This is a genomic window from Paracoccus sp. MKU1, assembly GCF_001447385.1.
Lineage (GTDB): Bacteria > Pseudomonadota > Alphaproteobacteria > Rhodobacterales > Rhodobacteraceae > Paracoccus.
Genome location: NZ_LLWQ01000213.1, coordinates 15,728 through 36,973, shown reverse-complemented (window position 1 = coordinate 36,973; position 21,246 = coordinate 15,728). Strand labels below are relative to the sequence as shown.

The 21,246-nt window shown below is 67.7% G+C and carries 18 protein-coding genes; 8 read left to right on the top strand and 10 right to left on the bottom strand.

All coding sequences use genetic code 11. The features are described from left to right. The first annotated feature begins 118 nt into the window (after nt 1-118). Complete coding sequence (locus tag AQY21_RS22430) at nt 119-2,413, top strand: glycosyl hydrolase family 28-related protein (RefSeq protein WP_058099808.1); 2,295 nt, start codon at nt 119-121, stop codon at nt 2,411-2,413. A 34-nt stretch (nt 2,414-2,447) separates the two neighbouring features. Here the strand turns inward: AQY21_RS22430 and AQY21_RS22425 are convergent, their stop codons facing one another. The 6 genes from AQY21_RS22425 to AQY21_RS22400 form a co-directional block, all read right to left on the bottom strand. Then, a complete protein-coding gene (locus AQY21_RS22425; RefSeq protein WP_058099807.1) occupies nt 2,448-2,933 on the bottom strand; it encodes a HugZ family protein in 486 nt (161 codons plus the stop codon). 56 nt (nt 2,934-2,989) lie between these two features. Then, complete coding sequence (locus tag AQY21_RS22420; RefSeq protein ID WP_058099806.1) at nt 2,990-4,003, bottom strand: oligopeptide/dipeptide ABC transporter ATP-binding protein; 1,014 nt, start codon at nt 4,001-4,003, stop codon at nt 2,990-2,992. Then, nucleotides 4,000-5,055, bottom strand: coding sequence for an oligopeptide/dipeptide ABC transporter ATP-binding protein (locus AQY21_RS22415; protein ID WP_058099805.1), 1,056 nt, complete (start codon nt 5,053-5,055; stop codon nt 4,000-4,002). The genes AQY21_RS22420 and AQY21_RS22415 overlap by 4 nt, the downstream gene beginning before the upstream one ends. A 1-nt stretch (nt 5,056) precedes the next feature. Then, complete coding sequence (locus AQY21_RS22410) at nt 5,057-5,980, bottom strand: ABC transporter permease subunit (RefSeq protein ID WP_058099804.1); 924 nt, start codon at nt 5,978-5,980, stop codon at nt 5,057-5,059. Nucleotides 5,981-5,983: 3 nt separating this feature from the next. Further along, entirely contained in the window at nt 5,984-6,901 is a 918-nt protein-coding gene (gene oppB, locus AQY21_RS22405; RefSeq protein ID WP_058099803.1) for an oligopeptide ABC transporter permease OppB, read from the bottom strand. 66 nt (nt 6,902-6,967) lie between these two features. Next, nucleotides 6,968-8,572 (bottom strand): peptide ABC transporter substrate-binding protein, encoded by a 1,605-nt coding sequence (locus AQY21_RS22400; RefSeq protein ID WP_058099802.1) that lies wholly within the window; start codon nt 8,570-8,572, stop codon nt 6,968-6,970. A gap of 139 nt (nt 8,573-8,711) precedes the next feature. Here AQY21_RS22400 and cobU point away from each other — a divergent pair, with 139 nt between their 5' ends. The 5 genes from cobU to AQY21_RS22375 all read left to right on the top strand — a co-directional run bounded on the left by cobU (nt 8,712) and on the right by AQY21_RS22375 (nt 13,601). Next, entirely contained in the window at nt 8,712-9,245 is a 534-nt protein-coding gene (cobU, locus tag AQY21_RS22395) for a bifunctional adenosylcobinamide kinase/adenosylcobinamide-phosphate guanylyltransferase (protein ID WP_058099801.1), read from the top strand. After that, nucleotides 9,242-10,198, top strand: coding sequence for a nicotinate-nucleotide--dimethylbenzimidazole phosphoribosyltransferase (gene cobT, locus AQY21_RS22390; protein WP_082658238.1), 957 nt, complete (start codon nt 9,242-9,244; stop codon nt 10,196-10,198). Before cobU ends, cobT begins: the two co-directional genes overlap by 4 nt. After that, nucleotides 10,191-10,958 carry an adenosylcobinamide-GDP ribazoletransferase gene (cobS, locus tag AQY21_RS22385; RefSeq protein WP_058099800.1) on the top strand — a complete coding sequence of 256 codons (768 nt, stop codon included), beginning with the start codon at nt 10,191-10,193 and terminating at the stop codon, nt 10,956-10,958. The genes cobT and cobS overlap by 8 nt, the downstream gene beginning before the upstream one ends. 136 nt (nt 10,959-11,094) lie before the next feature. Continuing rightward, nucleotides 11,095-11,718: a TRAP transporter small permease subunit gene (locus AQY21_RS22380; protein ID WP_058099799.1), complete on the top strand. Its 624-nt coding sequence runs from the start codon at nt 11,095-11,097 to the stop codon at nt 11,716-11,718. Further along, nucleotides 11,715-13,601 (top strand): TRAP transporter large permease subunit, encoded by a 1,887-nt coding sequence (locus AQY21_RS22375; RefSeq protein WP_058099798.1) that lies wholly within the window; start codon nt 11,715-11,717, stop codon nt 13,599-13,601. Before AQY21_RS22380 ends, AQY21_RS22375 begins: the two co-directional genes overlap by 4 nt. Nucleotides 13,602-13,703: 102 nt before the next feature. On the opposite strand, the gene AQY21_RS22370 is transcribed toward AQY21_RS22375, so the two are convergent. Further along, nucleotides 13,704-14,828, bottom strand: coding sequence for a TRAP transporter substrate-binding protein (locus tag AQY21_RS22370; RefSeq protein WP_058099797.1), 1,125 nt, complete (start codon nt 14,826-14,828; stop codon nt 13,704-13,706). A 239-nt stretch (nt 14,829-15,067) separates the two neighbouring features. Here AQY21_RS22370 and nrdR point away from each other — a divergent pair, with 239 nt between their 5' ends. Further along, nucleotides 15,068-15,532: a transcriptional regulator NrdR gene (nrdR, locus tag AQY21_RS22365; RefSeq protein WP_028712088.1), complete on the top strand. Its 465-nt coding sequence runs from the start codon at nt 15,068-15,070 to the stop codon at nt 15,530-15,532. Between the two features lie 14 nt (nt 15,533-15,546). Next, nucleotides 15,547-16,539, top strand: coding sequence for a bifunctional diaminohydroxyphosphoribosylaminopyrimidine deaminase/5-amino-6-(5-phosphoribosylamino)uracil reductase RibD (gene ribD / locus AQY21_RS22360; protein ID WP_058099796.1), 993 nt, complete (start codon nt 15,547-15,549; stop codon nt 16,537-16,539). 15 nt (nt 16,540-16,554) lie between these two features. On the opposite strand, the gene AQY21_RS22355 is transcribed toward ribD, so the two are convergent. From AQY21_RS22355 to AQY21_RS22345, 3 genes are all read right to left on the bottom strand, one after another. Continuing rightward, nucleotides 16,555-18,546 (bottom strand): capsular polysaccharide biosynthesis protein, encoded by a 1,992-nt coding sequence (locus AQY21_RS22355; RefSeq protein ID WP_058099795.1) that lies wholly within the window; start codon nt 18,544-18,546, stop codon nt 16,555-16,557. Between the two features lie 5 nt (nt 18,547-18,551). Continuing rightward, nucleotides 18,552-19,730, bottom strand: coding sequence for a polysaccharide biosynthesis/export family protein (locus tag AQY21_RS22350; protein WP_369807826.1), 1,179 nt, complete (start codon nt 19,728-19,730; stop codon nt 18,552-18,554). A 99-nt stretch (nt 19,731-19,829) separates the two neighbouring features. After that, nucleotides 19,830-21,152, bottom strand: coding sequence for a capsule biosynthesis protein (locus tag AQY21_RS22345; protein ID WP_058099839.1), 1,323 nt, complete (start codon nt 21,150-21,152; stop codon nt 19,830-19,832). Nucleotides 21,153-21,246: the final 94 nt, after the last annotated feature.

Sequence of the window (21,246 nt, the reverse complement as noted above, 5' to 3'; positions counted from 1 at the left end):
GCGCGCGGTGGCGTTGCCGCGCGCGCATGGTTAACGACCGGTTAACGCGTCATTGCCAAATTCTTACCGGACCGCGCGGGCATCCGCCTCGCATGATCTGGAATAGGGAGAAATTGGCATGACCATTGCGATTATCGGCAACCAGTCGTTGATGCCGCGCGCCTTCCGGCTGGGCCTAAATCAGTGGTCCCAGACTGATGGCCGGGCGGGGTCTCCGACCTGGGCGGGGGCGGCGAATGCGGCCATCGTACCGGCGGACGAGGATTTCGGCAGCTGCCTCGAGATCCTCAAGCAGGACGCCGTGACCTCGATCCGCTACATGCAGCGCACGCCGATCAACCCGGGCAGCTACCTGCGCATCTCGGCCCGGCTGAAGGCCATCGCCGGCAACCTGCCGCAGGTGCGCATCGCGGCCTTTGCCGGCAATGCCGCCGGCAACAACGTGTCTGGCGTGCCACAGACCGGGCCTTCGGTCGCGCTTCCGGGCTATGGGCAGGTGGTCGAGGTCTCGGCCATCGTCGGCACCGGCCGGCGCGAGGGCGTGGACATGCCCTGGGGGCGCAATGCCACCTTCGGCCATTTCGGCTTGGACCTGACCGGCGACAACAACGGCTCGATCCGCATCGAGAGCCTGGTGATCGAGGATGTGACGGCGGCCTTCGTGCCGGGGATGCTGGATTGGGTCGATGTGCGCGATTTCGGCGCCATCGGCAACGGCACGGCCGATGATCGCGGCGCCTTCATCGCCGCCGATCAGGCCGCCGCCGGCCGTCAGGTGCTGGTGCCCGAGGGCAATTATGTCATCGGCTCGGATCTCAGCATGTCCTCGCCTGTCCGCTTCGTTGGTACCCTGAGCATGCCGCGCGCGGCACGGCTGGCGCTGACGCGCAGCTTCGACTATCCGACCTATGCCGCCGCCTTCGGCGACGAGACCGAGGGGATGAAGCGGGCGTTGCAGGCGCTTCTGGGCTTTACCGACCATTCGGTGCTGGATCTTTGCGGGCGCAACGTGCACCTGGTCGAGCCGATCACCATTGCCGGCGCGGCGCCGGGCATGACCAGCTTTGCCAACCGCCGGGTGATCGCGAACGGCCAGATCAGCATTGTCCCGGGTTCGGCCTGGGACACGCGGGTGGTGACCTCGGCCGCGACCTACAATCCGGCGCAGTCGATGACCCTGTCGGCGGTCGGCAACATCGCCAATATCGAGGTCGGCGCCCGCGTGACCGGCAACGGCGTCGGGCGCGAGGTCTATGTCACCGCCAAGAATGTCGCGGCCGGCACGCTGACGCTGTCGCAGCCGCTTTATGGCGGGCCGGGGACGCGCAGCTACAGCTTCACCCGCTATCGCTATGCCTTTGATTTCTCGGAGATGGAGCATCTCAGCCGCTTCAATTTCGACGATATCGAATTCCTGCTGGAGGGCAGCGCCAGCGGTGTCATGCTGGCCAAGACCGGCAACATGAACTGTTTCCGCGATTGCTATTTCACCCGGCCCAGGGATCGCGGCATCACCTCGATCGGTTCGGCCTGCCAGGGGATGCTGGTCGATCGCTGCGAGTTCCTGTCGAATGAGATGGGCGATCTGGCGCAGAACCGCACCACCGTCGCGTTGAACGTGAACAACAACGACAGCAAGATCCGCCACAGCCGCTTCATCCGCTTCGCGCATTTCGCGGTGATGAACGGCGGCGGCCATATGATCGAGGGCAATCACTGGTTCCAGGGCGACAATGCCCAGAACGGCGTGCGCTTCGGCGGGCTGGTGCTGACCCAGACCAACGTGCAGGCGACGGTGACCGGGAACTATATCGACAATTGCTCGATCGAGTGGACGAACGAGCACGATCCCTATCCGAATTTCGACGGCGAGGAATACTCCTTCGGCGGGCTGACGATCACCGGCAACACCTTCCTGGCCTCGAACACGACGCTGGGCTTCAACTGGCTGGTGGTCAAGCCCTATGGCACCGGCCATTTCATCCATGGCCTGACGGTGATGGGCAATGTGTTCAAGTCGCTGTTCAACAAGATCGCCCGCATCGAAAAGGTGGACACCACATTCGCCGACCTGAACTACCAGCGCATGCGCAACATCCAGTTCCAGGGCAACATGTTCAACGGCGTGAACACCTATGTCGCCAATCCGGTGGATGTGGCGCATAGTCAGGCCACCGCCTCGAACCGCTGGCTGCTGACGGTGGACCAGGTGCTGCCCTTCAACGGCTGGGTGCGCAATGTGCAGTCGATCATCGCCACCAGCCAGATCACCAATGCCGCCAATGCCCGCGTGTCCGAGATGCCTTGGGTGCAGGCCGGGCTTGGCCCGTCGCGGCAGCAGGTGGCGCTGAACTGGGGCACGGCGGTCCGCGGCTCGGTCAGCCTGCGCCTGCGCATGGACAACCCGGACTGAAGCCGCCCTTATGCCGGCTTTCGCCCTCGGCGGATCATTCCGCCGGGGGTTTCAGCATGTCCGGCGGCAGCAGCCGGAACGCTTGGCCGAATCCGGCATTCAAGAGGCCCGAGAGCGGCTCGATGCGCCAGAAGCGGAAATCCGGCAGGTCGAGATAGACCCTGGCCTTGGGGTCGTGCTCCAGCCAGCGAGCCCGGCGCCCGTCGTCCGGCTCGGCCGGCACGGCGCGGCCCAGGATCGACAGGCGCGCATGGGTCATGGCGTCGCCCTTGGCCGCATCGGCGGTGACCAGCAGCCCGGCGCGCGGGTCGGTGGCCAGCGCGCGCGTATGCGCCGCCAGTCCCGAGAGCAGGGCAAGCGGCGCGCCATCCGCATCGGTCTGCAAGGCGATGCGGGTGACAAGGGGCACGCCCGTCTCGGGGTCGAGCGTGCCAAGGCTGGCATGGCGCGCGCCCTCCAGCAATTGCCGGGCCAGGGCGCGGGCCTCGTCGGTGGTTTCGCGAATCGGGTCCATCTTCATGCCCGCATGCTGCGCCGGTTCCGATGTGTCCGGCAACGGTATTTTGACAGAAACAGTCAGGCGTTTGTCGCCAGTTCCTCGGGGCGCAGCGCGCCGGGGAAATGGCAGGCGGTCAGATGCGCGCCGCCCTCCAGCGCCGGCCGCTCGGTCGCGCAGAGGCCTTGCGCGCGCGGGCAGCGGGTGCGGAAGACGCAGCCCGAGGGCGGGTTCATCGGCGAGGGCAGCTCGCCCCGCAGCGGGATCATCCGCTTGTCGCGTTCCAGCTGCGGGTTAGGGATCGGCACGGCCGACAGCAGCGCCTGCGTATAGGGATGGCGCGGCTCGGCATAGAGCGCCTGCGATCCGGCCAGCTCCATCACCCGGCCCAGATACATCACCAGCACCCGGTCGCTGATATGCTTCACCACCGAGAGGTCATGGGCGATGAAGATCAGCGCCAGGCCCAGGTCGCGCTGCAACTCGTCCAGCAGGTTGATGACCTGCGCCTGGATCGACACGTCCAGCGCCGAGACCGGCTCGTCGCAGATCACCAGCTTCGGCTCCACGATCAGCGCCCGGGCGATGCCGATGCGCTGGCACTGGCCGCCGCTGAACTCGTGCGGATAGCGGTTGATCTGGTTCGGCAGCAGGCCGACGCGGTCCATCATGTCCTTGACGCGGCGCTTGACCTCGTCGCGGCCCAGGCCCTTGTGATGGGTGGTCAGCGGCTCGGCGATGATCTGGCCGACGGTCATGCGCGGGTTCAGGCTGGCCAGCGGGTCCTGGAACACCATCTGGATCTGGCTGCGGTATTTCAGCATCCGGCGCGGCGACAGGCCGATCAGGTTGGTGCCGTCCTGCCAGATTGCCCGGCCAGTCGCCGGGACCAGGCCGGTCAGCGCCCGGGCCAGCGTCGATTTGCCCGAGCCGGATTCGCCGACGATGCCCAGCGTCTCGCCCGGCATCAGGGTGAAATCCACCCCGCCGACGGCATGCAGCAGGCGCGGCTTCGACCAGGGCAGGGCGCCTTGCGCGGGAAGCTGGAAGGTGACGCGCAGGTCGCGCGCCTCGATCAGCGGCTTGACGGTCATGGCTTGGCCTCATGAAGCAGCCCGGCCGGCGCCTCGTCCAGATCGGCGGCGGCGGGCTCGGGCAGGTCGGGCTGCGGGGCATGGCCGGCGCGCACCGTGGCAAGGCCGGCATGGCAGGCCCGCTCGCGCCCCGGCGCGAAGGGGTCGAGCGGCGGCATGGTCTCGCAGACCGGCATGGCATAGGCGCAGCGCGGCGCGAAGGGACAGCCGGGCGGCGGGTTGGTCATGTTGGGCGGGCTGCCGGGAATGGCGGTCAACCGCTCGCCCTTCTGGTCCACGCGCGGGATCGCCGCCAGCAGGCCCTGGGTATAGGGATGCGCGGGGTCGGCGAAGATCGGCCCGACCGGCGCGCGCTCCATCACCCTGCCGCCATACATGACCATCACCCGTTCGCAGGCGCCGGCGACCACGCCGAGGTCATGGGTGATCAGGATCATCGCCATGCCGAATTCGCGGCGCAGATCGGCCAGCAGTTCCATGATCTGCGCCTGCACGGTCACGTCCAGCGCCGTGGTCGGCTCGTCCGCGATCAGCAGGTCCGGACGGCAGAGCAGCGCCATGGCGATCATCACCCGCTGGCGCATGCCGCCGGAAAACTCGTGCGGATAAAGCCGGATGCGGCCGCGCGCGTCGGGGATCTTCACCGCGTCCAGCATGCGCGTTGCCTCGGTCACGGCCTCGCGCTTGCCCAGGCCCTTGTGCAGCATCAGGACCTCGGCCATCTGGTCCGAGACGCGCATATAGGGGTTCAGGCTGGTCATCGGGTCCTGGAACACCATGGCGATGCCACGGGCGCGGATGCGGTTCAGGACCTTGGGCGGGGCGTTCAGGATCTCGGCGCCGTCGAAGCGGACCGAGCCCGAGGCGCGGCCGTTCCTGGCCAGCAGGCCCATGATCGAGAACGCCAGTTGCGACTTGCCCGAGCCGCTTTCGCCGACGATGCCCAGGGTCTGGCCGCGTTCCACATCCAGGTCGATGCCGTTCACGGCCGAGACCTCGCCGTCGGTGGTGGCGAAGCGCACGGTCAGGTCGCGGATCTCCAGCAGCGCCATGTCAGCGATCCTTCGGGTCCAGCGCATCGCGCAAGCCGTCGCCGACAAAGAAGAAGGCAAACAGCGTGACGCAGAAGAAGAACAGCGGGAAGGCGAGCTGCCACAGCGTGCCGTAGTTCATCGTCCCCGCACCCTCGGAGATCAGCGCCCCCCAGGAGGTCAGCGGCTCCTGCACGCCGAGGCCGAGGAAGCTGATGAAGCTTTCCGACAGGATCATCAGCGGCACCAGCAGCGTCGCATAGACCGCGACCACGCCCATCAGGTTCGGCACGATATGGCGCAGGATGATCCGCCATGCCGGGACGCCGGTGGCGCGGGCGGCCTCGATGAATTCGCGGTTCTTCAGGCTCAGGGTCTGGCCGCGCACGATGCGGGACATGTCCAGCCAGGAAATCAGGCCGATGCCCAGGAACAGCATGGACATCGAGCGGCCAAAGACCACCAGCAGCAGGATCAGCACGAACATGTAGGGGATCGACATCAGCACATCGACGGCGCGCATCATCACCGCATCGGTGCGGCCGCCGACATAGCCGGCCGTCGCGCCGTAAAGCGTGCCGACGACGACCGCGATGCCCGCGCCGATCAGCCCGACCAGCAGGCTGACCTGCGTGCCCTGCACGGTGCGCGAGAACAGGTCGCGGCCCAGGTCGTCGGTGCCGAAGTAATGCCCGTTCGCCCAGCTGGGTGCGCCGAGCTGCGCGGCCTGGCCCATGATCGAGAAATCCATTTCCTCGTTCGACCAGGCGGCAAGCTGGTTGCCCAGCAGCGCGAACAGCCCGACCAGGATCAGCACCACCAGGCTGACCATGGCGGCCTTGTTGCGGCGAAAGCGGCGGCGGGCGTCGGCCCAGGGGCTGCGGCCCTTGACCTCGGGTTCGGCAAGCCGCGCGGCCAGCGATTGCATCTGACGGGCATCGATCATGGCTCAATACCGGATCTTCGGGTCGATCCAGGCGTAGAGCACATCGACCACGAGGCTGAAAAGGATGGTCAGCGCCCCGACGAGGATGGTGATCCCCATCATCACCGCATAGTCGCGGTTCAGCGCCGAATCGACGAAGCTGCGGCCGATGCCGCCGGTCGAGAAATACATGTCGATCACCACCGAGCCGGTGATCATGGTGACGAAGGCCGGGCCAAGGTAGCTGATGACCGGCAGCATGGCAGGCTTGAGCGCATGGCGCAGGATCACCGCGCGTTCCGGCAGGCCCTTGGCGCGGGCGGTGCGGATATGGTTCGAGCCCAGCACCTCAAGCATCGAGGACCGCGTGATGCGCGCGATCGAGGCCATGAAGCTGGTGGAGAGCGCCACGACCGGCATGATCCAGTAGATCGGCCCGCCCCAGCCGCCGCCCGGCAGCCAGCCCAGCCACAGCGTGAAGACCAGCACCAGGATCGGCGCCATGACGAAATTCGGCAGCACCTGCGCGCCGATCGAGATGCCGACGGCGAGGTAGTCCATCCAGCTGTTCTGCCGGATCGCCGCCGCGACGCCCAGGGCCACGCCGACCGCCACCGCCGCGACGAAGGCGATGCCGCCATAGGTCAGCGTCACCGGAAAGCCGGCGGCGATGATCTGGTTCACCGAACGGTCGGGATAGACGAAGCTGGGGCCGAAGTCGAAATGCGCCACGATCCCCCAGACATAGTTGACGATCTGGCGCCACAGCGGCTCGTCCAGACCGTATTTCGCGTTCAGGTTGGCCAGCACCTGCGGCGGCAGGGCGCGTTCCTGCGTGAAGGGGCCGCCGGGCGCGGCATGCATCAGCAGGAAGGAGACGACGATCAGCAGCAGCAGCGTCGGAATGGCGACCGCAAGCCGCCGCAGGATGAAGCCGAACATGCGCAGGTTCCCGATGACAGGTGCCGGACAGGATCGGAGGGGCGGCGCACGGGCCGCCCCCGATGCTTATTTCTGGATGCGGTAGATGTCCTTGGCATACCAGTCGTTCATCACGTTCTCGGTCGGCAGGCCCTTGATGTCGTCGCGGATCATGTCGACCTTGGAATACTGATAGACCGGCACCAGCGGCATGTCCTCGGCCAGGATCTTCTCGGCCGCGGTATATTGGACGTTCGGGTCTTCCGAGGTCTTGGACTGGTCCATCAGCCGGTCGAATTCCGGGTTGGAATACTTACCGTAGTTCATGCCGGTGCTGCGGAAATAGTCGAGGAAGGTCGAAGCCTCGTTATAGTCGGCGCACCAGGCATAGCGGGCCATCTCGAAATCCTGCGATTGCATGCGGTCGGTATGCACCTTCCATTCCACGTTGTTCAGGGTCAACTCGACGCCGATCTGCTTGTAGAACTGCTGCGCGGCGACGGCGATCTTCTTGTGGTTCTCGTCGGTATTGTATTGCAGGGTCAGCTTCAGCGGCTTGTCGGGGCCGTAGCCGGCCTCGGCCAGCAGGGCCTTGGCCTTTTCCAGCCGCTCGGCCTGGGACCAGGAGGCATAGTCGATCTCGGGCATCTGGAAGCCCTCGATGGCCCAATGCGTCCAGTTATAGGCGGGCTTCTGGCCGCCTTGCAGGATCTGGTTCACCACCACGTCGCGCTGCATGGCATAGCTGAGCGCCTTGCGCACCCGCACGTCCTTCAGCGCCTCGGGGCCTTTCTCGCTGACGTTCAGCAGATAGGCATAGGTGCAGGAATAGGGGATCGAGACCGCCTGGTCGGGGAATTGCTCCTTGAGCCGCGGATATTGCCCGGCGGGGATCTGCACCCGGTCCAGCTCGCCCGCCTGATAGCGGGTCAGGGCGACGTTGTTGTCGTTCACCGTCAGGCCCTTGATCCGCTCCATGACGACATTGCCGGCGTCCCAGTATTCCGGGTTCTTCTCCATGCTGATCTGCACGCCGAGGTCGTGGCTTTTCAGCACATAGGCGCCGTTGCCGACCAGCTTGCCGGGCTGGGTCCAGTTGTCGCCCTCGGCCTCGACCACCTTCTGGTTGACCGGGAAGGTCGAGCCATGCGTGACCATCTTGGGGAAATAGGGCGTGGGCGCGGTCAGCCTGACCTCCAGCGTGTGATCGTCCAGCGCCTTGACGCCCAGTTCCCCGGGCTGCTTCTCGCCCTTGACCACGGCGCTGGCGTTCTCGACGTTCATCAACTCCATGAACCAGGCATATTCCGAGGCGGTCTCGGGGTTGGCGAGCCGCTGCCAGCTATAGACGAAGTCATGCGCGGTGACCGGATCGCCGTTCGACCATTTCGCCTCGGGGCGCAGGTGGAAGGTATAGGTCAGCTTGTCGTCCGAGACGTCGAAGCCGGTCGCGACGCCGGGAATCGGCGCGCCCTTCTCGTCTTCGTTCAACAGGCCCTCGAACAGCTGGCGGATGATGTCCGACCCCTCGACATCGGTGTTCTTCTGCGGGTCGGCGGTCTTGATCGCGTCCAGCAGCCAGAAGGTATAGGACTGGTTTTCGGCGAGTTTCTCGCCCTCGGCAGGCTGGACGGCCAGCGCGGGCAGGGCCATGCCTGCAACCAGCGCGGTGGTCAGGAACAGACGGGTCATGGGGCACCTCTCTGATGGTTCGTGGCGCGGTTCTTGCTGTCTCTGCCGCGCGGATGATCGAAATTGAGCGCAAAACCTGTAAGACAGCAAGAGAGATTTCTGGCTTTCGCAGCGCCCGCCCATGTGAAACAAGACCGATATGAGCACCGATCCGCGCATCACCATGGTCACCGGCGGCGCCCGTTCGGGCAAATCCGCGCTGGCCGAATCCCTTGCAGCACGCCATCAGGGCGCGCGGATCTACATCGCCACGGCCGAGGCTTGGGATGACGAAATGACGCAGCGCATCGGGCTGCACCGCACCCGGCGCGGCGGCGACTGGCAGACGGTCGAGGAGTCGCGCGATCTGGCGGGTGCGCTGGCGCGCACGGACGGGCAGGGCGTGCGGTTGGTCGATTGCCTGACCCTATGGCTGTCGAACCTGATGGCCGATGAGGATGAGCCCGGCCCGCAGGTCGCGGCGCTGTGCCGGGTGCTGGGCGCGCAGCAAAGCCCGGTGGTGCTGGTGACCAACGAACTGGGTCTGGGCATCGTGCCCGAAAATGCGCTTGCCCGCCGCTTCCGGGACGAGCATGGCTGGATGAACCAGGCCGTGGCCGGGGTTGCCGACGAGGTCTGGATGGCCGTCAGCGGCATGCCCCTGCGCCTGAAACCGCAAAGAGGGACATCGTGAAAGAGTTCGACCAAACCGCCGCCGCCGCCGCCCGCGACCGCCAGGACCAGTTGACCAAACCCCCGGGATCGCTGGGCCGGCTCGAGGAACTGGCCGTGTTCATGGCCGGCTGGCAGGGGCGCGAGCGTCCGCGGATCGAGCGCGCGCAGGCGCTGGTCTTTGCCGGCAATCACGGCATCGTGGCGCAGGGCGTGAACCCGTTCCCGGCCGAGGTCACCGCCCAGATGGTCGAGAACTTCCGCAAGGGCGGCGCGGCGATCAACCAGCTTTGCCGGCTCTCCGGCGCCGAGTTGCAGGTGATCGCGCTGGATCTGGACCGGCCGACCGGCGATTTCACCCAAGGCATGGCGATGGAGGTCGACGACCTGGTCGCCGCCATCCAGACCGGCAAGAACGCCGTGGACCCGCAGGCCGACGTGATCCTGCTGGGCGAGATGGGGATCGGCAATTCCACCGTCGCGGCGGCCCTGGCGGCCGCGACCTTCGGCGGCACGGCCGAGGATTGGGTCGGGCGCGGCACCGGCGCCGATGACGCGATCATGGCCAATAAGCTGCGCGCCGTCGCGGCCGGGCTCAAGCGCCACAAGGGCGCGGCCACGGCGGCCTCGATCCTGGGCTCCTATGGCGGGCGCGAGCAGGCGGCGATCTGCGGCGCGGTGATCCGCGCGCGCGAGCTGGGAATCCCGGTGATCCTGGACGGGTTCATCTGCTCGGCGGCGGCGGGCGTTTTGCTGGTCAACGACCGCAACGCGCTGGACCATTGCCTGATCGGCCATGAAAGCGCCGAGCCGGGCCACCGCCGCCTGATCGCGGTGATGCAGAAAAAACCGGTGGTGACGCTGGACATGCGGCTGGGCGAAGGCTCGGGTGCGGCGGTGGCGCTGATGATCCTGCGCGCGGCCCTGGAATGCCACAACGGCATGGCCACTTTCGCCGAGGCCGGGATTGGCTAGGCTTCTGGCCGAGGCGGCGCTGGCGCTGGTCTGGCTGACCCGGCTGCCCGTGGGGCGGCTCTTGCCCGCCACGCTGCCGGCGCTGGCGCAGGCCGCCTGGGCCTTTCCGCTCGTGGGGCTGGCGGTCGGCCTGATCGGTGCCGCCGTGCTGGCCCTGGCCGCCGTCGCCGGGCTGCCTGCCATGGTCGCGGCGCTGCTGGCGGTCGGCGCCATGATCCTTGCCACCGGCGCGCTGCACGAGGACGGGCTGGCCGATTGCGCCGATGGCGGCGGCGGCGCCACGCGCGAACGGCGGCTGGAGATCATGCGCGATTCCCGCATCGGCAGCTATGGCGTGCTGGCGCTGGTGCTGATCGTCGGGCTGCGCGTGGCGGCGATCGCGGCGCTGTTCGGAGAGCCGTGGCTGGCGGCTGCGGCGCTGGTGGGGCTGGCGGCGGCCTCGCGGGCCGGCATGGCGGCGGGGCTGGGGCTGATGCCGCCGGCGCGGCCGGACGGGCTGGGCCATGCCGCGGGGCGGCCGACGCGCGGCGCGGTCATGGCCGCACTGGCCCTGGGTGCCGCGGCGCTGCTGCTTCCGGCGCTCTGCCTGTCGCATCCGGTTCCCGGCTGGGTGGCGCTGCTCGTGGCGGTGGCGGCGGCGCAGCTTTGGCTGGCGCGCCGGGCCATGCGGGCGCTTGGCGGCCAGACGGGCGACGTGCTGGGCGCCATGCAGCAGATGGGCGAGGCGGCCGGCTTGGTCGCGCTGACCACCCTGGCGTGAGCGCCGTTACGTCGCGTCGCCTTTTTCTTGACGGGTTTTAGTGGTTCACTCATACCAAACGGCTACATGAAGAGGTCGGGACAACCCGCCGCCCGGGACAGCAAGAGGCGGCCATAGATATAGGGAGGTTGCATAGATGGGCGCCCTGCTGGGGCTTTCTCGCGGCATCGACCGCGTCAATTCGGCCATCGGCCGAAGCGTAAGCTGGCTGATCCTGGCCGCCGTGCTGCTCAGCGCCGGGAATGCGGTCATCCGCAAGGCGCTGAACACCTCGTCCAACGCCTGGCTCGAACTGCAATGGTATCTGTTCGGCGCTGCCTTCCTGGGCGCCGCGGCCTATACGCTCAAGGAAAACGAGCATATCCGCATCGACATCATCTATGGCATCTGGAGCCGCCGCCGGCAGCACTGGATCGACCTGATCGGGCATGTCTTCTTCCTGATGCCCTTCGTCACGCTGATGATCTGGTATCTCTACCCCTGGGCGATGCGCTCCTATTACCGGGGCGAGGTCTCGACCAATGCCGGGGGGCTGGTGCTGTGGCCGGCCAAGATGCTGCTGCTGGCCGGCTTCATCATGCTGTTCTTCCAGGGCATTTCCGAGATCATCAAGAAGATCGCCATCATGCGCGGCGTCATCGAGGATCCCAACCCCTTCGTTTCCGCCCATGAGGCCGCCGCCATGGAGGGCGACATCATGGTGCGCGAGATGCAGGCCGCGCTCGAAGAAGACACCCAGGACGGGGAGACCCGCAAATGATGGTCTTCATCGCGCAGAACATGGCGCCGATCATGTTCGCCTCACTGGTGATCTTCCTGCTTTTCGGCTATCCGGTGGCCTTCGCGCTGGCGGCGAACGGGCTTTTGTTCTTCGTCATCGGCGTCGAGCTGGCGCCGCTGTCGGGCGGCAACATCAACCTCAGCTGGCCCTTGCTGAACGCCATGCCCGAGCGGTTATGGGGGGTGATGTCGAACGAGACATTGCTGGCCATTCCATTCTTCACCTTCATGGGCATCGTGCTGGAGAAATCCGGCATGGCCGAGGATCTGCTGGACACGGTGGGCCAGCTTTTCGGCCCGATCCGCGGCGGCCTGGCCTATGCGGTCATCATCGTCGGGGCGCTGCTGGCGGCGACGACCGGCGTGGTCGCCGCCTCGGTCATCGCCATGGGGCTGATCTCGCTGCCGATCATGCTGCGCTATGGCTATGACCGGCGCATCGCCTCGGGCACCATCGCCGCCTCGGGGACGCTGGCGCAGATCATCCCGCCCTCGCTGGTGCTGATCGTGCTGGCCGACCAGCTCGGCCGGTCGGTGGGCGACATGTACAAGGGCGCGCTGATCCCCGGCCTGGTGCTGACCGGGATCTACATGCTCTATATCTTCGTGATGTCGATCATCCGGCCGAACAGCCTGCCGGCCCTGCCGAAAGAGGCGCGGACGCTGGGTTCGGGGGTCACCTCGCTGCTGGTGGCGCTGGCGCTGACGGTGGGCATGGCCTGGCTGGCCTTCCGCTGGCTCTATCCGACGCAGGGCAGGGATGCCGACATCCTGGCCCCGGCGCTGGCGGTGATCGTGATCTATGTGCTGGCGCTCCTGGACCGGGCGCTCAAGATCAACCTGATGTCGCGGCTGGCGCAGCAGGTCATCATCGTGCTGATCCCGCCGCTGGCGCTGATCTTCCTGGTGCTGGGCACGATCTTCCTCGGCATCGCCACGCCCACCGAGGGCGGCGCCATGGGCGCGGTCGGCGCATTGCTGCTGGCCGGGGTCAAGAACCGGCTCAGCTATGACGTGATCCGCCAGGCGCTGCTGGCCACGACGCGGCTGTCGGCCTTCGTCATGTTCATCCTGATCGGGGCGCGGGTGTTCTCGCTGACCTTCTATGGCGTGAACGGGCATATCTGGGTCGAGCATCTGCTGACCTCGCTGCCCGGCGGCGAATACGGCTTCCTGATCGCGGTCTCGGTGCTGGTCTTCCTGCTGGCCTTCTTCCTCGACTTCTTCGAGCTGGCCTTCATCATCGTGCCGCTGCTGGCGCCGGCGGCCGAGGCGATGGGCATCGACCTGATCTGGTTCGGTGTGCTCTTGGGGGTGAACATGCAGACCAGCTTCATGCATCCGCCCTTCGGCTTCTCGCTGTTCTTCCTGCGCTCGGTGGCGCCGAAAACGCCCTATGTCGACAAGGTGACCGGCCAGAGAATGCAGCCGGTGACCACCGGGCAGATCTATTGGGGCGCCGTCCCCTATGTCTGCATCCAGCTGGTGATGGTGGGCATCGTCATGGCCTTCCCGGGGCTGGTCATGCATTACAAGGGCGCACCGATCGACACCTCGAATGTCAGGATCGAGATCCCCTCTGCCGGTGGCGGCTTGGGTGGTCTGGGCGGCCTCGGTGGGTTGGGCGACCCCTTCGGTCAGCCGGCTGCGCCGGGAACCAGCGCGCCGGCCGCGCCCGGAGGCATTCCCGCGCCGGGCGGGCTGGATGGTCCGCCGAATTTCGGCGCGCCCGCGGCCCCTGCCACCCCGGCGCCGGCGGATGGCACCTCGGCCCCGGCAGTTCCGGCCCCCGCCGCGCCCGAGGGCGGGCTGTCCGGTCCGCCGCCGGGCCTGATCGCCCCGCAGCAACCGGCGGGGAACTGACGGCAAAGGCGGCCTTCGGGCCGCCTTTTCCTTGTCGCTGCCCGCAATGACAAGGGCCGCCGCGATCCCCTCGCGGCGGCCCCCTTGCAATCCGGCACCGGCTCAGAGCGTGCCGTTGCGCTGCTGGATCATCATGAAGGTGTCATAGGTGTATTCCGAGGTCTGGTTGTAGAGATACCAGTCGCCCCGGGCCACCTTGATCGATTCCCAGATCTTCTTGAAGGGCTCGTTCGATGCCTCCAGCTCGGCATAGACCTCGTTCGCGGCCTTGTAGCAGGCGTCGAGGATCTCGGCGCTGAACGGACGCAGCTGCGCCCCCGAGGACACCAGCTCCTTCAGCGCCGTCGGGTTCAGATGATCGTATTTTTGCAGCATGTCGGCATCGACCGCCCGGCAGGCGGTGTGCAGCAGCGACTTGTAGTTCTCGGGCAGCGATTCGTATTTCTCCTTGGCGAAGAAGAAATGCACGGTCGGGCCGCCTTCCCACCAGCCGGGATAATAGTAGTAGGGCGCCACCTTGTAGAAGCCCAGCTTCAGGTCGTCATAGGGGCCGACCCATTCCGAGGCGTCGATGGTGCCCTTTTCCAGCGCCGGATAGATGTCGCCGCCGGCGATCTGCTGCGGCACCGCGCCCAGCCGCTCCAGCACCCGGCCGGCAAAGCCGCCGACGCGGATCTTGAGGCCCTGGAGATCGGCCACGGTGTTGATTTCCTTGCGGAACCAGCCGCCCATCTGCACGCCGGTATTGCCGCCCGGCAGGCCGAAGATGTTATGGGTGGCCAGGAACTCGTTATAAAGGTCGATGCCGCCGCCGTGATATTGCCAGGCGTTCATGGCCCGCGCCGACAGCGCGAAGGGCACGGCCGAACCCAGCGCGAAGGTCGGGTCCTTGCCCCAGCTGTAATAGCCGACGGTGTGGCAAGCCTCGACCGTGCCGTCGGTGACGGCGTCCTGGGCCTGCAATCCGGGCACGATCTCGCCGCCGGCGAAGACCTGGATCTGGAACTTGCCGCCCGTCGCCTCGGACAAGTATTTCGACAGCACCTCGGCGCCGCCATAAATCGTATCCAGCGACTTGGGGAAGGCCGAGGTCAGGCGCCATTTCACCTCGGGCATCTCCTGCGCGATGGCGGGCGCGGCCAGCGCCGCACCGGCCGCCGCCGTGGCGCCGCCGACCGTGGCGCGAGTCAGGAAAGCGCGCCGGTCGAACTGGTTGGTTTTTTTCATGAGTTCCTCCGCATTGATCGGCCGTTTCCTGGCGGCCGACCGGAGGAATGTTGCATGGCCCCGCCAACCTGTCGAGACGCCAGTGCCGGATTCGCATCCGATCCCGCCCCTGCGCCCCGGTGCCGTTACGTCATCCCCCGGCCTTCGCATGGCCGATCTTGTGGCGGCATCATCGGGCTACCCAAGCGATGAGGGCTTGCCTATACTGGCGGGGGTCCGGGGCTTTGGGGGAACAAGGGATGCGCTGTCCTTTCTGTGGAAATGTCGATACGCAGGTCAAGGATTCGCGTCCGGCCGAGGATAACGTGGCCATCCGCCGCCGCCGCTTCTGCCCGGCCTGCGGGGGTCGATTCACCACATACGAGCGCGTGCAGCTGCGCGATCTGGTCGTGGTCAAGTCCAGCGGCCGGCGCGAGGATTTCGACCGCACCAAGCTGGAGCGTTCGATCCGCATCGCCATGCAGAAGCGCCCGATCGAGCCCGAGCGCATCGACCAGATGATCTCGGGCATCGTGCGCCGGCTGGAAAGCATGGGCGATACCGACATCCCCTCGAAGGTCATCGGCGAGATCGTGATGGAGACGCTGGCCCGGATTGATACCGTGGCCTATGTGCGTTTCGCCAGCGTCTACAAGAACTTCCAGGCCGCGGACGATTTCGACAAGTTCGTGTCCGAGCTGCGCCCGCACGCCGTCGAGGAGTGAGCGACCGGCGCCACATGCGGCACGCGCTGGCGCTGGCGCGGCGCGGGTTGGGCAATGTCTGGCCCAACCCGGCGGTCGGCTGCGTGCTGGTCCGCGACGGCGTGGTGGTCGGGCGCGGCTGGACCCAGCCCGGCGGGCGCCCCCATGCCGAGGCGATGGCGCTGGCCCAGGCCGGCGCGGCGGCGGGCGGCGCCACCGCCTATGTCACGCTGGAACCCTGCGCCCATCACGGCAAGACCCCGCCCTGCGCCGAGGCGCTGGTGCGTTCGGGCGTTACCCGCGTCGTCACCGCGCTGACCGATCCCGATCCGCGCGTGGCCGGGCGCGGCCATGCCATCCTGCGCGCCGCCGGGATCGAGGTCGCCGAAGGCATCTGCGAGGCCGAGGCGCGCGAGGTGCAATGCGGCTTCCTGAGCCGCGTGCAGCGCGGCCGGCCGATGCTGACGCTGAAACTGGCCAGCAGCTTCGACGGCCGCATCGCCACCGCTTCGGGTGAAAGCCAGTGGATCACCGGCGCATCGGCCCGGCGCCATGTCCACGCCCTGCGCCTGACCCATGACGCGGTGATGGTCGGGGGCGAGACCGTGCGCGCCGACCGGCCGGGGCTGAACGTGCGCGGCTTCGGCCCGGTGCGGCAGCCGGTGCGGATCGTCGTCTCGTCGCGTCCCTTGCCCGACCTGCCCGGCGAGGGGCCGGAGCATGGCCCGCTGTGGCAGGTCGCCGGCCGGCCCGAGGACTTCATGGCCGAATTGGCCGGGCGGGGTCTGACCCGCATCTTCTGCGAGGGCGGCGGGGTGCTGGCGGCGAGCCTGTTGCGCGCGGGGCTGGTGGATCAGCTGATCGGCTACAGCGCCGGGGTGGTGCTGGGCGGCGACGGTCGGGCCGGGATCGCCGCGCTGGGGCTGGAGCACCTGGCCGAGGCGCCGCGCTTCCGGCTGGCCGAGACGCGCCGGATCGGATCCGACGTCATGCATCGCTGGCTGCGCGACGAAGCAATTGACTGTTAATCAATTGGTCGTGGTCTAGCGCCGCCAGATCCAGGCATGGCCGGCCAGCAGGCCTTGGGCCTTGGCCAGCAGGCGCAACCCGGGACCACCCCTGCCGAAACCCGGATCGCGCAGCCGTTCCACGGCGACCTCGGCCGGGCAGGGCAGGCGGCTCATCGGGTCGAAATAGCGCGGATAGGCGATCAGCGCGCAATGGATCAGCATCGCCAGATCGGCCTGCACCTGCCGCCGTTCCGGCACGGGATCCAGGTCGCGCGTCAGCCCCCAGCCGGCATAGAAGGGCGCGCCCAGCGTGGTGACGGGCAGGCCGCGCAGCAATGCCTCGAAGCCCAGGGTCGAGGTCATGGTCCAGACCTCGTCGACCTGGCCCATCAGCGCGTCGGCGGCGGTGTTGCGGGCGACGACATCCGCCAGCCGCAGCATCTCGGCCTCGGGGATCAGGCCGGGTCGCAGGCCGGCCTCGACATCGGGATGCGGCTTATAGACCAGCACCGCATCGGGGTTTTCGGCGCGGGCGCGCTCCAGCAGGGCGAGGTTCGTGCGCACCTCCCCGGCGCCGAGGCGGATCGAGGCGTCGTCCTCGACCTGGCCCGGCACCAGGATGCGGCGGCCAGGAGGCAGGTCGGGCGGCGGGCCCGAAAGGTTGTATTTGGTGATGCCGGCCTCGACCAGCATGCGGCCAAGCCGCAACGCGCGCGCGCGTCCGCCCGGGGGCAGCGGTTCGGCCATCAGCCGCTCGAACCGGCTTTCGCGGCCGGGGTCGTAATAGATGCCCAGATCATCGGCGACCAGCGACAGGGGCGGCACCAGCGCCGCGCCCAGCCCGCGCGAGCGGATGAAGCCGTCCTCGATGCGCAGCACGCCTTGGCTGTCCCCGGCGCGGTTGGCCCAGGCCATGGTCACGCCCGGCCCGGGTTTTGCGGTGAAGCGCACCCCGCCGCCGCTGCCGAAGAACCGCGCCATGAAGGGCCGTTTCCACAGCCGGATGCCATGGGCCAGATGTCCGGCATGGTCCTGGCGCCAGGCGCGGGCCTCGGCCTCGATCTGGCGCAGCGCGCCCTCGAAATCGGTCAGCCGGTCGCGGCAGGGATCATACCAGACCGGCGCCAGCAGGTGGCTGGCGGCAAAGAGCTGCTCGATGCTGGCCGGGCTGCGCCGCGGGATGGCATGCTGGTCATCGGACAGGCCCCAACCGGCATAGAAGGGGTGACCGAAGACGCGGGGCCGGTGGCCGGCCAGCATCGCCTCGTAGCCGAGCTGCGAGGACAGCGCATAGACCCGCGCCGCGCCGCGCAGCAGCGCCCAGGGCGAGACGGCGCTGTCGCAGAACATCTCGCCCGGGCGCAGGTCCCCCGGGGTGAGGTGGCCGGGGCGCAGGCCCGAGGCGGTCTCGGGATGGCTGCGGATCACCAGGGGCAGGCCGGGGTTTTCCTCCCGCGCGGCGGCCAGCATGTCCAGGAAATCCGCCCGGCCCGCGCCCAGCAGCGAGGCATCGCCCCGGGTCTGGTCGATGACCAGCACATAGCCCGGCGCGGGCGGTTCGACCTGCGGCAGATGCGCGTTGTATTTCGACAGATCCGCCGCGATCAGCCGTGCGATGCCTTGCCGCGCCTCGGCCTGACGCGCCCGGGACTGCGGCGCGTGCACCAGGCTTTCGATCAGCGAAGGCGCCTCGGGGTCGAAATGCAGCCCGACCGGGTCGATCAGCAGGCCGATGGGGCCGCGCCGCGCCACCGGGCCGCGCGCCCGTCCCGGCAGGACCGAGCGCAGAAAGGCATCCTCGACCCGCACCAGCCGGGCGCCGCGCCGGGCGGCAAGGGCCTTGCCGCGCCAGGCGGTCGGGCTGTCGCCCCAGATGCCGACATCGTCGCCGGGACCGGGCAGGCCGATGCAGGGCGACCAGCCGGCCAGTTGCAGGATGCGGCGCAGGCGCGGCCGGGTCAGGAACCCGCCGTTGCATATGAAAAGCCGCCGGGAAACCCCGGCGGCCTCGTGATTCGGACCCATGTCCTTCACTCGAAGGCGCTGTTGACCGTGCCGACCTCGGTGGCGGTGCCCAGGATGGATTGCAAGGTCTTGCGCCATTGCACGAAGGGTGCCTCGGTCACATAGACGGTATCGCCGTCGCGGATGACGAAGTCGCGCGCCAGGAACATGCCGTCGGGCTTGGTCAGGTCCAGCACATAGGCGACGCGCTGGTTGCCATAGATGTCGCCGCGGCCCAGCACGGCGCGGGCGACGGTCTGCGGCTCGTCGCGCAGCACGAAGACGCCCTTGGGGTCGGCCAGCGAGGTGCTGAGGCCGCCGACCATGGCCACCGCCTCGATGGCGTTGATCTGTTCGTTGCCCAGCGGAACCTTGGTCTGGCCGCCGAGCGCGCCGAGCGCGGTAAAGCTGCGCTCGTCCTCCTCGACCAGGATCACGTCGCCGGGGCGCAGGGCGATGTCGTTGCGGGCGTTGGAATACAGGTCGCGCAGCCAGACCTTGCCGCTGGAATTGCCGCGCTTGACGGTGACCACGGCGATCTCGGGCTCGATCGAGACGCCGCCCGAGCGCGACAGCATGGCCGAGAGGGTGCGGGTCGGCCGCTCGATCGGATAGACGCCCTGCGCGTTCACCTTGCCCATGACCGAGACAGTGGCGCCGTCGCCGGCGACGCGGGTGACCATGACCTGCGGGTCTGGGGTCTGGGTTTCCAGCTTCTGGGTGATGATGCGGCGCAGTTCCTCGGGGCTGTTGCCCGCCGCCAGCACCCGGCCGGCATAGGGCACGAAGATGTAGCCCTGGCTGTCCACCTGCAATTCGGTGAGTTGGGTCGAGCTTGACCCCATCGAGGCCAGAAGCCCGTCATCGACGTTTTCCCAGATCGACAGCCCCAGCACGTCGCCGGGACGGATATCATCGGCAGCGACGGTGCTGGCGGAGCGGAAATCGGCCGAGAAACCATAGGCGGGGGTATAGTTCGCGGCCCGGTTCACCCGGTCGTCGACATTCACGATATGGGTGCTGCCGCCTTTCTCGACCGCACCGGAAAGGATCTGGCCCTTGGTGGGACCGGAGCGCGGCAGACCGCAGGCCGAGACCAGAAGCATCCCCCCCAGAATCGCGATCCGCGTCAGGCGTGCGGCCAGGTTGCGCGTGCGAAATGGCGCCGTCCCGGATCGAAGGGGCGAAAAAATTGCTTGCGTCAAACTGTTACTCCTGTCCTCTCGCGCGATTCCCGGATCGCGGGTCGCATTTTTCCCGCACGTTAACGCAGCATTCCGGGGTTTTCCATATTTTTGCCCCGCTCAATCGTCCTTGCCGCCCATCTGTTGCCGATATTTGCCACGTCCGGCGAAAAGCGCCTGATAGGGATCCTCGGGCGCCAGGATCATGTCCACGACGATGCGGAGCGCATGGGCGCGCGAGCGTGCGGCGTAGAAGCCGCCCGGCACCTGGCTGCTTTCCAACAGGAAATCGCGATAGCGGCGATAGGCCAGCGCCTGCGGCGGGCGCGGATCGCGCAGAAACTCCTCGAGGCTCTGGTCCGAAACGAGGCCGGGCTTGTCGAAGACCGCGCACCCCATGGCCTTGACCGGCAGCCCGCGCCACAGCGCCTGCTGGGCGGCGGTGGAGTTCACCGTCACCGCCGCATGGGCCTGGTTCAGCAGCCCCGCCAGCTTGCCGCCGCGCACGAAATGCACCCGATGCTCGATCCCCAGCTCGCGGGCCTTGGCCAGGATGGCCTGGCGGATGCCGCCGCGCCCGTCCTCAAGCGGATGGGCCTTGAACACGATGCGGTGATGGCAGGGCGCGGCGCCGGCAAAGGACTCCAGCACCTCGTCGGTGAATTCCGACATGCGGCGATAGGGCGAATGGGCGACGAAGTTGGAGTCGTGCTCCAGCTGCATCAGCACCAGCACATAGGGAAAGCCGCCGCGACGCACCGCGCCAGCCTCGCGCATCCGCGCCAGCGCGTCGAAGGGCGTCAGCAGGAAGCGGCGCAGGTTCAGCCGGAACTCCTCGAACACGCCGATCTGGCGATGGGTGCGATAGCCCGGGTAACGGCCGTTCGCCACCAGCACCAGGAAATGATAGAGCGCGCCATAGAACTTGTGCTGGCGCATGTCGCCCCAGCGCGCCGGCGGGCGGTGCATCTCGGCGATGCGGTTGCGCAGCGCGTTGCGCATCTCGCCCACCGGGATGCGCATCAGCGCCGAATGCCCGTTCGAGCCGCCGCGCTCATAGGTGATCCAGAACGGGCGCAGATAGCCTTCCTCGAAGACATGCAGCACCAGGTCGTGGCGCTGTGCCGCCTCGCGTGCGGCGGCATGGACCGGGCGCACGTCGCCGTAAAGCACGATGTCGGTCACGCCCTTTTCGGTGATGATGCGGTCGAGATGGTCGGGCCAGTCCTCGGGCCCGCTGCCATGGCGGATGAACCGGGCCTTGTCGGACCAGAAGAACTCGTCGCCCGCGTTGAAGCCGACGCGCCAGACCTGGGCCCCGGTATCGCGCAGCAGCCGCCCGACCCGGTCGAAGAACGGGCCATGTGGCCCTTGCAGCATCAAAAACACCCGTTGCGCGGCCGGCAGGCCGGCCGTGGCGGCCACCGGCGCCAGCCGGCGCATGACGAGGGGCAGCGGCGCGGCCGCCGTCGGCGACGGCAACACGGCGCCAGAATCACGAAAATAACGAATTCCGGTCTTGGGTCGTTGCATGGGA

Bases quoted from the DNA above. Each gene is read 5' to 3' on its own strand.
- AQY21_RS22430 (WP_058099808.1), top strand. From the start codon at position 119: ATGACCATTGCGATTATCGGCAACCAGTCGTTGATGCCGCGCGCCTTC.
- AQY21_RS22425 (WP_058099807.1), bottom strand. From the start codon at position 2,933: ATGAAGATGGACCCGATTCGCGAAACCACCGACGAGGCCCGCGCCCTG.
- AQY21_RS22420 (WP_058099806.1), bottom strand. From the start codon at position 4,003: ATGACCGTCAAGCCGCTGATCGAGGCGCGCGACCTGCGCGTCACCTTC.
- AQY21_RS22415 (WP_058099805.1), bottom strand. From the start codon at position 5,055: ATGGCGCTGCTGGAGATCCGCGACCTGACCGTGCGCTTCGCCACCACC.
- AQY21_RS22410 (WP_058099804.1), bottom strand. From the start codon at position 5,980: ATGATCGATGCCCGTCAGATGCAATCGCTGGCCGCGCGGCTTGCCGAA.
- oppB (WP_058099803.1), bottom strand. From the start codon at position 6,901: ATGTTCGGCTTCATCCTGCGGCGGCTTGCGGTCGCCATTCCGACGCTG.
- AQY21_RS22400 (WP_058099802.1), bottom strand. From the start codon at position 8,572: ATGACCCGTCTGTTCCTGACCACCGCGCTGGTTGCAGGCATGGCCCTG.
- cobU (WP_058099801.1), top strand. From the start codon at position 8,712: ATGAGCACCGATCCGCGCATCACCATGGTCACCGGCGGCGCCCGTTCG.
- AQY21_RS22380 (WP_058099799.1), top strand. From the start codon at position 11,095: ATGGGCGCCCTGCTGGGGCTTTCTCGCGGCATCGACCGCGTCAATTCG.
- AQY21_RS22375 (WP_058099798.1), top strand. From the start codon at position 11,715: ATGATGGTCTTCATCGCGCAGAACATGGCGCCGATCATGTTCGCCTCA.
- AQY21_RS22370 (WP_058099797.1), bottom strand. From the start codon at position 14,828: ATGAAAAAAACCAACCAGTTCGACCGGCGCGCTTTCCTGACTCGCGCC.
- nrdR (WP_028712088.1), top strand. From the start codon at position 15,068: ATGCGCTGTCCTTTCTGTGGAAATGTCGATACGCAGGTCAAGGATTCG.
- ribD (WP_058099796.1), top strand. From the start codon at position 15,547: ATGCGGCACGCGCTGGCGCTGGCGCGGCGCGGGTTGGGCAATGTCTGG.
- AQY21_RS22355 (WP_058099795.1), bottom strand. From the start codon at position 18,546: ATGGGTCCGAATCACGAGGCCGCCGGGGTTTCCCGGCGGCTTTTCATA.
- AQY21_RS22345 (WP_058099839.1), bottom strand. From the start codon at position 21,152: ATGCGCCGGCTGGCGCCGGTGGCCGCCACGGCCGGCCTGCCGGCCGCG.